The organism is Pseudonocardia kunmingensis (assembly GCF_006716445.1).
GTDB classification, from domain to species: Bacteria; Actinomycetota; Actinomycetes; order Mycobacteriales; family Pseudonocardiaceae; genus Pseudonocardia; species Pseudonocardia kunmingensis.
The window spans coordinates 2883425-2897108 of record NZ_VFPA01000001.1; the positions used below are offsets into that span (position 1 = coordinate 2883425).

The window sequence follows — 13684 nt, forward strand, 5'->3', positions numbered from 1 at the left end:
GCCGTCAGGCCCGGTCGTAGCCGGCGACGCGCCAGCCCGCCTCGGTGTCCACGACCAGCACGACCAGCGTGAGGGCGTCGGTCGGCACCTCCACCTGCACCGAGCTCGAGGCGACCGCGACCGGGCGGGGCTCCCCGGTGACCCGCGTGGCCGGGATGTTGCCCGGGTCGACCCCGCTCAGCACGCCCAGGTACTCGTCGGTGGTCGTGGGACGCAGCCCCTCCAGCCACTCCTGGGCAGTGGTGCCCTCGGCAGGCCGCACCCATGCGGCCGACCAGAGCGCCGCCACCTCGATCGCCTCGTCCGGGGCCTGCGACAGCGGCAGCGGGGACGGGGTGAGCGCGGGCACCGGCGGCAGCATGGTGGGCGTGGGGCTCGGCGGCGGGCCGGAGCCGCCGGGACCGCGCGTGGACGGCCCTGCGGTCGTCGTGCCGTCGTCGGGCGCAGCGCCGCCCGGCGGCGTCCCGTTGAGGAAGGCGACGGCGAGCGTCACCCCGACCGCCAGCGCCACCACGACCACCACCGTGACCGCCAACCGCACGGGCGAGCGCAGCGGCCACGCCCAGATCGCCCGGTACGCGGCGGACCGCCCGTGGGACGTCCTAATCGGCACGGCCGGTCCCCGGAGGGCTGTGGACCGACTGCGCCGAGTGCGGCCGGTAGATCCGGTAGACCGGCACGCCGTCGACGATCTCGGCCTGGACCGGGCGGGCGGCGCCGGGGCGCAGCGGCACCGCGTCCGGCCTGCGGTAGATCACGCGGTCGTCCACCTCGCCGGCATCGGACCAGCCGGGGACGCCACCGCCCGCGGCCATGCCGTCGGGCCCCACAGGAAGGGCGGGACGGCGCGCCGCAGGCACGAGCTCGGGGGGCACGGGCGCCTCGGCCGTGCGGTGTCGCCGGGCCGGCCGGTCGTCCGCCGCGCCGGACACCCGCATCCCCGGCTCGGACTCGGGGCGCCCGCCCTCGGGATACCCACCGGCCTCGCCTGCGCCGCGCCGCTCGTCCCACCACCGGGTCTGGCGGTCTTCGGTGGGGGCCCCGCGCACCCGCTGCCACACCCGCGACATCGGGCCGGTGCCCGCGCCCGGGACGATGCCGCCGAACTGCTCACGGGTGAGCGACACCATCGACACCAGCCGCCGGAACGGCCGCGCGACCGCCCACAGGACGACCGTCACCACCCCGGTGACGAGCAGCGCGAGCCACAGGTCGATCCCGGCGCCCGGCCGGAAGAGCGACACCACCAGCAGCGCGTGCAGGCCGGCGAGCGCACCGACCACCAGCGTGTTGACGATCGCCGCTCCCGCCACGCGCAGCAGGGCGGGCAGGATCTCCGGCTTGAGGATCGCGACGACGGCCACGGCCGGCGCCGTCATCACCATCAGCCGCAGCAGGAGCATCGCCACCAGCACGAGCACCTTGGACAGGAGCTGGAACAGCGCGATGCACAGCGCCTGCACGACCGAGAGGATCCCGGCGCCGATGCGGCTGCCCGACTCGCCCTGGAAGTAGGGGTAGCGGTCGCCCATGCGGTCGGCGAGCGCGGTGAACTCGGCCTTCTTCTGCTCGGCGAGCTGCTGGGTGTCCCGGCCCTCGGCCACTTCATTGATCGTGAACGTCTGCGCCCGCAGCAGGTCGCGCCCCAGCTCCTGGGCCTGCGGCACGTCCGGCGAACCGAACTCCCCGCGCAACCAGTTCTGGTAGATCACCTGGTCCACGAGCACCGTGGGCAGCGTGTCGCGGTTGCCGAGCCCGATCTGGCCGAGGAACCCCTCCTGCATCTGTGTGACGCCGTCGAGCAGCAGGCCGTCGGCGGCCTTCGCCCAGTCGACGGGGGCCAGGTAGGCCGCGGAGCCGACCACGAGCGCCGCCACCGCGAAGGCCGCGCGCTGGGTCTGGCGGGCCAGGTCGCCGCGCAGCGCGAGCAGCAGCAGCACAACGGCCAGCACCAGCAGCGCCACGCCGACCCAGGTGGTGAAGACCGCGTCGTACATCGCCCGCGTGCCGTCGCTGATCAGCTGGTCCAGCGGCGAGAGCAGCTCCCCGCCGTCGGCGATGAGGTAGTGCGCCCAGTTCACGCCGCCGACGGCGAACTTCGCGACGTTGAGGGTCTGGTTGCCCAACCAGGTGTCCGTGGTGGTCGCGGGGTTGAGCGCGGCACCGCCGCAGCCGATGTCGTAGTTGTGCCAGACGAGGCCGGCGTAGCCCACCTCTCGGTAGACGCTGCCCTCCACGCCACCGGACGCCCGCGGAGGATCGAGGGAACCGACGAGGCCCGTGCCCGGCCGGTCCGGCTCGGGGGGTTCTTTGCAGTCGAAGGTCTGCCCGAACGCAGGCTGCCCGAGCAGCACCGACCCGCCGACGAGCCCGGCGACGACCAGCACGGACAGCCGCCGGCGCGGAGACCGCGCCGGCCCGCGCCTGCGGCGGCCGCGACGGCGACGGGCCTCGACCAGGACGGCCGCCGCCACCACGAGGGCGACCGGCAGCCAGCCGGCAGCCGCCGGCAGGCCCGCGGCGATCACCGAACGGCCTCCCCGGCCGCCCGGACGCGGCCCTCGCCCTCGCGGGCGCCCCCGGCTCCGGCGTTCGCGTCGATGACCCCCGCGTCGAGGTCCTCGACGTCGAGGCCACCGGCCTCGAGGTCGTCGGTGTCGACGTCGCCGAGGAGGTCCAGGTGCTCGTCACCACGCAGGCGAGGCGCGTCGGCCCGGGGTGCCGACGCGCCGGCCGGGCCCCCGTCCAGGAGGCCTTCGGGGTCGTCGAGGGTGTGGAAGTCGTCGTCCGCGTCGAGGACGGTCGGCAGCTCGTCGCCGAGGTCGCTGCCGAGGTCGACCACACGCCCCGCCGGGCGCGCGAACACGATCGGCTGCGGCGGCGCGGGCTCGTCGGGTGCCCGGACCGCCTCCGGCGTGGTGGCGGCCGGTACGCCCCGCACGGCCACGCGGCTCGCGTCGGGGTTGGTGTCGAGCGCCTCGCGCACGTGCTCCAGGTGCGGTGCCTCGAGGTCGATGCGGATCTTCTCCACGCCGCCGTGGCCGTCGGCGAAGATGAACTGGCGCGGGGTGTCGTCGGGCCGGTCGTCGTGCCGCGGTCGCGGGGAGAGCGTGCCGAGCATCTGCTCGTAGCCCACCCCGGTGGGCACCTTCAGCAGCCGCAGCGCCTCGGCCTGCGCCTCCTCGTCGTCGGTGCGCCCCACGAAGACGGCGTTGACCAGCGACGCGAAACCCGACACGCGCAGCAGGTCGCCCGCCAGCTGCGAGGCGAACAGCGCCCGGACGTTGAACTTGCGGGAGTCGCGTGCGAGCCGGTCGATCAGCACCTTGCCGGTGGGCACCTGGGACAGGAAGTGCGTCTCGTCGAGGGCCACGCCCTTGCGCAGGTTGCGGTCCGCGTCGTAGATCGTGCGCTGGGTCAGCCACGACGCCAGGTTCAGCAGCTCCACGGCGAGCGCCTCGGAGTCGGTCCACTCCTCGCGCGGGCTGCCCGGACGCGGCAGCGTCATCCCCTGCATCGTGAGCACCGTGAGCCGGTAGTCGCGGTCGGCCTGCCAGGGGTCCTCGCGCGTGGTGTCCGGGAACAGCAGGGCCGCCTGCGGCAGCTCCCGGCGCTCCTCCAGGAAGTCGGCCACGATGCCGGCGTGCTCCTCGCCGTCGCGGGCGTGCCTGCGCAGCACGTCGATGACCTGGCCGGGGTGGCGGTCCGGGGAACCGCCGACCTCGCGGACCGCGCGGAGCAGCACGATCCGGGTGTGCGGGATCCGGGACACGTCGTAGGGCAGCAGGCCGGTGAGGACGTCGAGCACGAGCCGGCGACGGGTGGCGGCCGCCAGGGAGCGCTCGCGGCGCCACGCCCGCTCCGGGTCCTCCTCGTCGGCGAAGTGCTCCGGGCGCGGCTCGGCCACCACGCGGTAGGGGTTGAGGATGCCGGGATCGGCGCGCAGCAGGTTGATGTGCCGGGAGAACGGCGCGAGCTCGGGCAGGCGGGTGAGCTGCGCGAGCGGCCCCGAGGGGTCGAGCAACGTCCAGCGGGCCCCCGCGCGCAGCGTCTTGTAGGTGATGAGGCCGGTCAGGAACGACTTGCCGGAGCCGAGTCCCCCCACGACCGCCGTGAGCCCGGACGCGCGGCGCACCTCCTGCGCGAGCCACGGGTCCCACGCCACCGGCCGCCGGGTGGCCGTGCAGGTCTCGCCGATCATGATTCCGCGCCGGTCGCCGACGGACGCGGTGGCCGCGGGGACGGCGGCGGCCGCCCACATCACCGAGCCGCGACGGCGGTAGGCCGTGGACGCCAGCGGCTCCCCGGGGATGAACTCGCGCGCGTAGCGGTACTGCGCCTCGGGGTGCTCGACCTGCACCTTCGGCCGGTAGACGTCGAGCACCTGCTGGGCCCGGCTGATGGCCTCGGCCTCGTCCTTGCCCGAGACCGCCACCCGCCACCAGCCGTACAGGCGCGTGTTGAGCTGGGTGAGGCCGCTGGTGAGCTCGTCCTCGACCTCGAGCACGCGGTCGGCCTGGCGGGCGAGGGACATCGGCGGGTCGAGGTCGTGGTCGTGGGTGTAGTGCCGGATCTGGCTGCGCACCTTGCCCATCTGGCGCTGCAGCTCACCGGCCACGTCCTCGGGCCGGCGGATGTACATCCGCGCCGACCACTCCACCGGGAAGGGGAGCCGGTCGGAGTGCTGCATCCACGGGTCGTCGACCTCGGGGATGCGCAGGCCGTCCATCAGCCCGAGCGACATCACGGCGACGTTGCGGCTGACCGTCTGCGCCCGCAGCCGCCCGACGACGCGCACGGTGGGCGCGTAGGGCTCCTGGTGCATCTCGACGCCGTCGGTGAAGGCCGCGAGATCCTCGGTCTCCCAGCGGTGGCTGCCACCGGGTACGACCGACAGCGTGCGCGGGGCGGGCAGGCCCAGCGCGCAGGACCGGTGCATCAGCCAGGCGATGTCGTCCGACGATGCCGGCACCGCGTCGAGCCCGGAGCCGGCGACGAGCGCGTCGAGGTGCCCGACCTCCGACGACAGGGCCGCGGTCTCGGCCCGCACGGCCGCGGGCGCGACCCTGCCGAGCACCGGCGCGGCGCGCTCCACCCAGCGGTCGAGCATCCTGCGGCCGGAGACCTCGATGCCGAGGAAGACCTCCTTGTCCGACATCGACAGGCCCATCAGGTGGCGCTGCTCGCCCTCGAGGAACGCGTCCCAGCCGAGCGCGCCCGCGACATCGGGCATCCGGCCGAGCGCGTTGTGGTCGAACGACTCGGCCCACATGTGCACGGGGTAGGGCCGGGTCGTCACCCGCAGGTGCAGCCAGCGCCCCTGCAGCTCGCCGAGCTGCGCGGCGATCTGGCGGATCAGCGCTTCGCGCTGCGAGTCGCTGCGGAAGCTCCACGCCTGCGCCGCCAGCCGGTACCAGGCCATCACCTGCGCACCGGTGCGGGTCAGGTGCCCCTCGATGGACCGCAGGGCGATGTCGGGCTCGTAGGTGGGCAGACCGCTGTCCCCCGCGAGTGCCCGGCCCCGGCGCCGCCCCGCCTTGCCCGACGACTTGTGACCACGGCTCGCGTCACGCGACACGCGAACGTCCCTTCCGGCGCGCGGGTTCCGCCCGGCGCCCTGGCTGCCACTGCTCGACGGCGCGGCCTCCGCGCCTGCCCGATCCACGCTTGCGCTGCGACCGCGACCGGACGGCCGGGCCGATCCGCACCCGGCTCGAGCGGACGACGCCGCCCTCTCCCGCGGTGCGCCGCCGCGGGCCGGTGACCTCGTGGCGGAAGAGCCCGACGACCTGCCCGAGCGGTCGCTCGTAGTCGATGCGCTGCCCGAGGAAGCGGGTGACGGCGATCGTGAGCAGGAGCGCCCACGCCACCGAGAAGAAGTCGAGGCCGATCCCGAGCCGGCGCTGGACGAACATGATGAGGATCATGACGAGGAGGCCGAGCCCGTAGCTCACGTACCGCGCGCGCCACGGGAACGTGGCGCGCGGTGGGCCGAGCCAGACGGAGTCGACGCGGTAGATCTCGTCGTCGGTGCGGACGAGCACTGATCACCCGACGAGGAGGCCGGCCAGGAAGTTCCCGATCTCGGGGCCGTTGCCCGAGACCGCGATGCCCAGGGCGATGAGGCCGACGACCAGCCCCACACTGCGCCGCGCGACACCGGCGTTGTCGCCCTTGCCGCCGATCCACAGCAGGATGATCGCGATGCCGAGCAGGATGAGCGGCACGACGTTGTCGGTGATCCAGCCCTGGAGACCGTTGGTGCTCAGGGCCTGCGCGTGCAGTACGAGCACCTGTGGTCCGGTCATGACGGCTCCTCCTCGTGGCGCTGCCAACCCGAGTTCGCCGCTGACCCGACCCCCTCGGGCTGGTGGACACCCGACCTGGTCTGCTCGGGCACCGCGACGAGTAGACCATGCTGACCAGCGGGAGCATAGAGGGTCGCCCGGGCGGCAGAACCGAGTGACACGGAGCGCCACGCGGCACTGCGCAGGGGTGAACGAAGCGTGCGGTGAGCGGTCGATCTGGACCGGTTGAGTGACGAAGACCGGGCGCGTAGACCGAGCCAGGTACCCGAACGGCGGGTTAGGGTCACATCGCGCTCCGCTGTTACCGATGAGTAGGTTCCCCGGTGAACAGCCGGAACGACATCGGCGACGGATGGGGAGCACCGGTCTACCCTGCTCCGCAACGGCACCGCGGCCCACCACCCGCGGCGCCAGCCCTGGGAGGAGAGCCCGTGGTTGTCAGACTCGTCATCGGCCTGGCGATGACAGCGCTCGCGCTGGCCGTGTCCGGCCGCCGCGCCTACTGGCTCTACCAGCTGATCAGGTCCGGCCAGCCGGCGCACGACCGCACCGACGGCCTGGGCGATCGGATCAAGGCGCAGTTCGTCGAGGTCTTCGGGCAGCGCAAGCTCCTGCGGTGGTCGGTGCCCGGGCTCGCCCACTTCTTCACGTTCTGGGCGTTCGTGATCCTGATCACGGTGTACCTCGAGGCCTACGGGGCGCTGTTCGACCACGACTTCCACATCCCGCTGATCGGCCGCTGGCCGGTCCTCGGGTTCCTCCAGGACTTCATCGCCACCGCCGCGCTGATCTCGCTCGCCGTGTTCGCCGTGATCCGCATCCGGAACGCGCCGGAGCGCCAGGCGCGCGCGTCGCGGTTCTACGGCTCCCACACCGGGGGCGCGTGGCTGATCCTGTTCATGATCTTCAACGTGCTGTGGACGATGTTCTTCTTCCGCGGCGCGTCCTCGGCGCTGGGGGTGTTCCCCTACGAGTCGGGAGCCTTCGTCTCGATCGGGGTCGGCCGTCTCATGGCCGGGATCGGTGAGGGCACGCTGTTCGTGCTCGAGAGCGTCGGGCTGCTGCTGCACATCGGCGTGATGCTGGTCTTCACCGTGATCATCGCCTACAGCAAGCACCTGCACATCTTCACGGCGCCGATCAACGTCTCCGCCAAGCGGATGCCGAAGGCGCTGGGCCCGCTGCAGCCGATCGAGCACGAGGGCAAGCCGATCGACTTCGAGGACCCGCCGGAGGAGGCGGCGTTCGGTCGCGGCAAGGTCGAGGACTTCACGTGGAAGGGCATGCTCGACTTCGCGACCTGCACCGAGTGCGGCCGCTGCCAGAGCCAGTGCCCGGCCTGGAACACCGGCAAGCCGCTGTCGCCGAAGCTCGTGATCATGGACCTGCGCGACCACCTGCTCGCCAAGGCCCCGTACCTGATCGACGGCAAGGACATGCCGGAAGAGGGCGCCGTCTCCGTCACCGGTGGCGCCGACCAGGCCGGCGGCCACGGCCACCACGTGCCCGAGTCCGGCTTCGGCCGCGTGCCGGGGTCGGGCCCGGAGCAGGCGGTGCGCCCGCTCGTCGGCACGCTCGAGCAGGGCGGCGTGATCGATCCCGACGTGCTGTGGTCCTGCACCACCTGCGGGGCGTGCGTCGAGCAGTGCCCGGTGGACATCGAGCACGTCGACCACATCGTCGACATGCGCCGCCACCAGGTGCTCATCGAGTCGGAGTTCCCCTCCGAGCTGGGCGTGCTGTTCCGCAACCTGGAGAACAAGGGCAACCCGTGGGGCCAGAACGCCAAGGAGCGCCTGGACTGGACCAAGGGCCTGGACTTCGAGGTCCCGGTCTTCGACGGCGAGCTCTCCCCCGACACCGAGTACCTGTACTGGATCGGCTGCGCGGGCGCGTTCGACGACAACGCCAAGAAGACCGTGCGCGCCACCGCGGAGCTGCTGCACCGCGCAGGCGTGAACTATGTGATCCTCGGGTCCGAGGAGGGCTGCACCGGTGACCCGGCGCGCCGCTCGGGCAACGAGTTCCTCTTCCAGATGCTCGCAAGTGCGAACGTCGAGATGCTCAACACCGTGTTCGAGGGTCGCGAGCCGGGGACGCGCAAGATCGTGACCACCTGCCCGCACTGCCTCAACACCCTGGGGCGCGAGTACCCCCAGCTGGACGGGCACTACGAGGTCGTGCACCACACGCAGCTGCTCAACAAGCTGGTGCGCGAGGGCAGGCTCGTGCCGGTCGCCGCCCCGGACGCGATGACCGACGTGACCTACCACGATCCCTGCTACCTCGGCCGCCACAACGAGATCTACGAGGAGCCCCGCGAGCTCGTCGGCGCGGCCGGCGTGAAGCTCAACGAGATGCCCCGCCACGCCGACCGGTCCTTCTGCTGCGGGGCGGGTGGTGCCCGCATGTGGATGGAGGAGAAGATCGGCAAGCGGGTCAACCTCGAGCGCGTGGACGAGGCGCTGGGCACCGGCGCCGAGCAGATCGCCACGGGCTGCCCGTTCTGCCGCGTGATGTTCTCCGACGGCCTCACGCAGCGCCAGAGCGAGGACAAGGGCACGGACGTGGAGATCCTCGACGTCTCCCAGATGCTGCTCGCGTCGGTCCGACGCGGGGACGCCACGACGAACGGGAAGGTCGACTCGGTCGGAGCGGGCGCACCGCACACCGCCGACACGACCCCGGCCAGCGGCACCGCCGTCAACGGCCCGGGCGACGAGTCCGCGGCCCAGGCGGACCCGGCGGGCGACGTGTCGGTCGGCGGCGCGAGCACCGGGGGCGCGGAGCCGAAGGGCGCGCGTCCGGACGGGGCCACTGGCCAGGCAGACAACGACGAGCGTTAGCAGCAGCTAGGTCGTCAGCACGGCGCAAACCCTGCGACGGCGAAGCGCTGCACCGCCGGGGCGGTCTGCTCGACGACGATGCGGCCGAGTGCGGGCCCTGCGGCCCGGGCCCACGCCGTCGAGCACGCGTCGACGTTCCAGCGCTCGGCTGACGGTTCCGGCTGGGGCAGGTTCTCCTCATCGGGCACCGGCTCACCGGCCACCCGGCGGTGGAGTTCGGCGACCGCTTCGGGGCAGCTCGCCGAGCCTGCGGCGGCGAGGAGGTCCGCCTCGGCCCGCGGAGACAGGAGCCGGCACACCGGATCGGCGTCGTCCTGCTCCACGGCGGAGAGGAGCGCGGGGAGCACTCGGGCGGGTCTGGTCTCCCCGAGCCGCATCCGGAGCGGCTCGCCCGCCTGCGCCTGGATCTGCTCGAGCTCGATCCGGTCCTGGTAGGCCGAGAACCCGAAGCCGATCCCGCTCGCCAGGCACAGCACGGCCCCCACCGCCGCGAGCCGCCACCACGGCAGCTGCATGAGCCCCGCGAGCAGGACGCCGATGCTGCCGGCGAGGGCCCAGGCCCACGGCCCGGTGCTCACCATCAGGCCGACGACCACGACGAGGAACGCGAGCGGCAGGTCCCAACCGCGCAGCAGTCCTTCCAGGCGGAGCAGCCGGAGCACGACGAGGGCGCCGAGGCCGATCAGCCACGGGATCCAGGAGAAGCCGGCGAAGGGCCAGAGGAGCAGCGCCGCCGCGACCGCTGCGAGGCAGACGGCGCCCCGCGGGGAACGGACGACCCGCCGCCACTCGAACCGCGGGCGCGGGGGCGGGCCCGGCGGCTCCTGCGGTGGGACGGGCGCGGCAGGCGGGTGCGACGGCCGGGCCGCGGGCAGCCACGGGGGCTGGGGCTCGGGTCGCGGTTCCATCGCTGCCGGAGGCTACCGGTCGGACGGACCGTGTCCCAGCGGTCGCCGTGGGTCAGCGGGTCCGGCCGGCGCGGCGCCACTCCAACGGCGCAGTGCCGTGGGCGCGTCGGAACCGGCGGGCGAAGTAGCCCGGATCGCGGTACCCGACTCGGGCGCCGACGGTCTCCACCGTCAGGTCGGTCTCGGCCAGCAGCCGTCTCGCCTCGACCATCCGCCGCTCGGTGATCCACTGCTGCACGGTGCGACCGGTCTTGCGGCCCACGACGGTGGTGAGGTGTGGCCGGGCGTGAGACCGACCTCCGCCGCGACGTCGGTGAGGGTCAGCGGCCCGCGGAACCGCGCCTCGATCACGTCGAACACGCCGGCGAGGAGCGGCTCGTCGCGCAGGACGAGGTCGTCGGGCACGTCGGCGGCCAGCCGGGAGACCGCGACGAGCAGGAGCGTCAGGTGGGCGATCGCCGCCTCGTTGCTGCCGTCGCGCCGCTCCCGGAGCTCGCGGTCGAGGGCCGCGAACCGTTCGCTGAACGCCGCCCGCCCGGCCGGCGGGACGTGCAGGCGCTGGGCGCCGCCCGCCACGCCGCGGACGAAGGGGAACAGCAACGGGTGAGCCCGCCAGGACAGGAAGGCACCGGGATCGGCCGGCGCGACGACGTCGGGCGGGAAGAACACCGCCCACCCGTCCGCCGCGGCGAGTCCACCCGCCTCGTCGACCACGACCACCTCGCCCGGAGCGACGACGAACACGTCGCCCGCCACCGGGAACCACTCGCGGTCCTCCACGCGGACCACGCCGTCGTCCTGCTCGACGTAGACGATCACGAGGAAGTCGTGGGCGTGCGGGTGGCGACGCACGACGCCCGCGGGCTCCTCGCGGCCGTGGCGCCCGCGCACCACGCTGATCGGCGGGACCCCCGGCACCCGGCGGTAGCCGTAGACGGGCACGCGGGAGCCCGGCGACCGCCGAGCCGAAGAACGTCCCACCACGGCCGAGGATCCTCCCTTGGCAGCAGGTCGTACGGGTTCGAACCTGGTGACAACGACCGGAACATCGTCGCAGGAGAGGGAGACCGACCGCCATGTCCGACCGTCCCGCCGCCCACGCCGAGCACGACTACCTGCCCGCGATGGGGCGGGACCGGCTGCTCCCGCTCTACGACCCGTTCACCTGGCTCCTCGGCGTGCCGCACGTGCACCGCCGCCTCGTCACCGCGGCCGGTGTCGCCCCTGGCCACCGGGTGCTGGAGGTGGGATGCGGCACCGGGAACCTGGCGCTGCGGGTGCGACGCACGCACCCGGACGCCGAGGTGCTGGGCATCGACCCCGATCCGCTGGCCCTCGCGCGGGCGCAGCGCAAGGCCGAGCGCCGCGGGCTGGCGGTGCGCTGGGACCGCGGGACCGCCGGTGCGCTCCCGTACGCCGACGAGAGCGTCGACCGCGTGCTGTCGGCCTTCATGTTCCACCACCTCGACGAGGCGGAGAAGCGCCGGATGCTCACCGAGGTCCGCCGGGTCCTGCGCCCCGGCGGGCAGTTGCACCTGGCCGACTTCGGCGGCCACCACCACGGCCTCGCCGGACGCTGGGTGCACCGCAACGAGCACCTGCGGGCCAACGCGGGCGACGGCATCCCCGCCCGGATGCGCGACGCCGGCTTCACGGACGTCCGGACCGGGGAACGCGGCCGCTTCGGCGTGCTGCACGTCCGCGCCACCCGCTGACGGCTCGCGGACGCCGTCCTGCAGCAGGGAGCCGCCGGAGCGAAGCGCAGGCCGATGTCACAGCTCACAACCAGCCGTGGTCGCGAGCCCGCTGCACCGCCTCCGTCCGCGACCCGGCACCCAGCTTCTGCATCGCCGAGGACAGGTAGTTGCGCACGGTGCCCGCGGAGAGGTGGACGCGGGCGGCGATGTCCGCCGCGGTGCCCGTCGCGTCGACGGCGCGCAGCACCTCCAGCTCCCGGTCGGTCAGCGGGCACTCCTCGGTCATCAGCGCCGTCATGGCCAGCTCCGGGTCGACGTAGCGCCCGCCGCCGTGCACCCGGCGGATGACGTCGGCGAGCAGCGTGGCCGGCGCGCTCTTGGTGACGAACCCCGCGGCCCCCGCCGCGAGGGCCCTGCGCAGCACGCCCGGCCGGGCGTGCCGGGTGAGGATGATGCAGCGGGTGGCGGGCTCGTGCGCGGCCACCCACTGCGCGACCTCGGCGCCGTCGCGACCGGGCATCTCGACGTCGAGCACGGCGACGTCGGGGCGGTGCCGGCGGACGCTCGCGATGGCCTCGTCGCCCGTGCCCGCCTCGGCGACGACCACGAGATCGGTCTCCATGCCCAGCAGCGCCCCGACGGCGCCGCGGGTCAACGACTCGTCGTCGGCCAGCACGAGCCGGATCCGGTCCGGGGAGCTCACGAAACGCCCGCGGGCAGCTCGGCGTCGAGGCGGAACGTGCCGTCCGGGCCGGGACGGGCCTCCAGCCGCCCGGCGTGCTCCTGCAGGTAGCGGCCGAGGGCCGCGAGCCCGGTGCCCGGGTCGGCGTCGTCGCCGGGCAGGGCGCCGTCGTTCACGACCCGCAGCCGGGCCTGCCCGCCCGTCGCATCGATCTCGATCGTGCACCGGCTGGGCTCGGAGTGGCGCAGGACGTTCGTCATCGCCTCCCGCAGCACCCGGCCGAGCACGTTGCCGGCGGCCGGGCCGACGCCCGCAGGGTCCCCGCGCACCACGAGGTCGACGCCGGCGGTCTCCAGCACCGCGCGCGCACCGGCCAGCTCCGTGCCCAGGTCGGTGGGGCGGGTGTCGCGCACCAGGGCCCGCACCTCGCTCAGCGAGCGCCGTGCGACGGCCTGCACCTCCTCCATCTCGACGCGGGCGCGCACCGGGTCGCCCTCCTGCAGGCGGGCCGCCAGCTCGCTCTTGAACGCGACGACCTCCAGCGCGTGCCCGAGGATGTCGTGCAGGTCGTCGGCCAGCCGCAGCCGCTCGCGCGCGGTGGCGAGCTCGGCGGCGGTGCGCCTCGAGTCGTCCAGGTCGGTGACGGCCTTGAGCCACCACAGCCGCTCGACGTCCAGCGTCCACATCGTGGCGACGAAGAACGCCGCGCAGCCCGCGGGGAACCAGGGGCTGATCGGCGTCCCGACGAGCGACGGCGCGGTGAGGAGGTAGCCGGCCACCAGCGTGAAGGCGGTGGCCAGCCCGATCCAGAGCATCATCCACCGCGCCCGGAGACCGGCGACGACGTCGCCGAGCAGGACGCCACCGACCAGCGACCAGATGAAGCCCGGGTAGCCCGTGGCCAGCCCGAGCAGCGTGATCGCGATGCCGACGACCGTGGCCACGACGACGAACCACCACGGGGCACGTGCTCCGAGCGCGGCCATGTGCTGCCGGATCCGCCACAGGTGCAGCCCGAACGCGACGACGTAGAGCACGAACAGGTACCACCCGGAGACCAGGTCCAGGCCGGCGAGCCACACCCCGTACGCGGGCACGGTGAGCAGCCAGAAGATCGTCATGGCGAGCCCGATCCGGCCGAACCGCCGCGCGGCGCGGACCTTGCGCTCCTCGGGCCCGAGCAGCGGGGTTGCGTCCACGGCCTGGACGGTAGCCGACGCACGCCGCTGACCGGCGATGACAG

General features: G+C 73.8%; 12 protein-coding genes. 2 read left to right on the forward strand and 10 right to left on the reverse strand.

All coding sequences use genetic code 11. The features are described from left to right. Positions 1–4: 4 nt before the first annotated feature. From FB558_RS13740 to FB558_RS13760, 5 genes are read right to left on the reverse strand one after another with little or no spacing between them, the layout of a single operon-like run. Positions 5–613: a hypothetical protein gene (locus tag FB558_RS13740; RefSeq protein WP_142052605.1), complete on the reverse strand. Its 609-nt coding sequence runs from the start codon at positions 611–613 to the stop codon at positions 5–7. Then, entirely contained in the window at positions 603–2528 is a 1926-nt protein-coding gene (locus FB558_RS13745) for a hypothetical protein (protein ID WP_142052609.1), read from the reverse strand. The genes FB558_RS13740 and FB558_RS13745 overlap by 11 nt, the downstream gene beginning before the upstream one ends. Beyond that, on the reverse strand, positions 2525–5578 hold the full coding sequence (locus FB558_RS13750; protein WP_142052612.1) for an ATP-binding protein: 3054 nt from the start codon (positions 5576–5578) through the stop codon (positions 2525–2527). Before FB558_RS13750 ends, FB558_RS13745 begins: the two co-directional genes overlap by 4 nt. Next, positions 5568–6044, reverse strand: coding sequence for a hypothetical protein (locus FB558_RS13755; protein ID WP_142052614.1), 477 nt, complete (start codon positions 6042–6044; stop codon positions 5568–5570). Before FB558_RS13755 ends, FB558_RS13750 begins: the two co-directional genes overlap by 11 nt. Positions 6045–6047: 3 nt before the next feature. Further along, positions 6048–6308 (reverse strand): hypothetical protein, encoded by a 261-nt coding sequence (locus tag FB558_RS13760; RefSeq protein ID WP_142052617.1) that lies wholly within the window; start codon positions 6306–6308, stop codon positions 6048–6050. A 431-nt stretch (positions 6309–6739) separates the two neighbouring features. Between FB558_RS13760 and FB558_RS13765 the strand changes: the two genes are divergently transcribed. Continuing rightward, positions 6740–9154 carry a 4Fe-4S dicluster domain-containing protein gene (locus FB558_RS13765; RefSeq protein WP_142052619.1) on the forward strand — a complete coding sequence of 805 codons (2415 nt, stop codon included), beginning with the start codon at positions 6740–6742 and terminating at the stop codon, positions 9152–9154. A gap of 14 nt (positions 9155–9168) precedes the next feature. Here the strand turns inward: FB558_RS13765 and FB558_RS13770 are convergent, their stop codons facing one another. Genes FB558_RS13770 through FB558_RS13775 form a run of 3 tightly spaced genes read right to left on the reverse strand, consistent with a single transcriptional unit; the run spans position 9169 to position 11004 of the window. Further along, a complete protein-coding gene (locus tag FB558_RS13770; protein WP_142052622.1) occupies positions 9169–10062 on the reverse strand; it encodes a hypothetical protein in 894 nt (297 codons plus the stop codon). A gap of 52 nt (positions 10063–10114) precedes the next feature. After that, complete coding sequence (locus FB558_RS44470; RefSeq protein ID WP_246106412.1) at positions 10115–10324, reverse strand: helix-turn-helix transcriptional regulator; 210 nt, start codon at positions 10322–10324, stop codon at positions 10115–10117. After that, a complete protein-coding gene (locus tag FB558_RS13775) occupies positions 10234–11004 on the reverse strand; it encodes an AraC family ligand binding domain-containing protein (protein ID WP_246106413.1) in 771 nt (256 codons plus the stop codon). Before FB558_RS13775 ends, FB558_RS44470 begins: the two co-directional genes overlap by 91 nt. Positions 11005–11138: 134 nt before the next feature. Here FB558_RS13775 and FB558_RS13780 point away from each other — a divergent pair, with 134 nt between their 5' ends. Next, positions 11139–11777 (forward strand): class I SAM-dependent methyltransferase, encoded by a 639-nt coding sequence (locus tag FB558_RS13780; protein ID WP_142052625.1) that lies wholly within the window; start codon positions 11139–11141, stop codon positions 11775–11777. A 64-nt stretch (positions 11778–11841) separates the two neighbouring features. Here FB558_RS13780 and FB558_RS13785 read toward each other — a convergent pair whose 3' ends face one another. Together FB558_RS13785 and FB558_RS13790 are read right to left on the reverse strand one after the other, a co-directional pair. After that, positions 11842–12462 carry a response regulator transcription factor gene (locus tag FB558_RS13785; RefSeq protein ID WP_246106414.1) on the reverse strand — a complete coding sequence of 207 codons (621 nt, stop codon included), beginning with the start codon at positions 12460–12462 and terminating at the stop codon, positions 11842–11844. Continuing rightward, positions 12459–13640, reverse strand: a complete 1182-nt coding sequence (locus tag FB558_RS13790) for a sensor histidine kinase (RefSeq protein ID WP_170231293.1) — start codon at positions 13638–13640, stop codon at positions 12459–12461. Before FB558_RS13790 ends, FB558_RS13785 begins: the two co-directional genes overlap by 4 nt. Between the last annotated feature and the right edge of the window lie 44 nt (positions 13641–13684).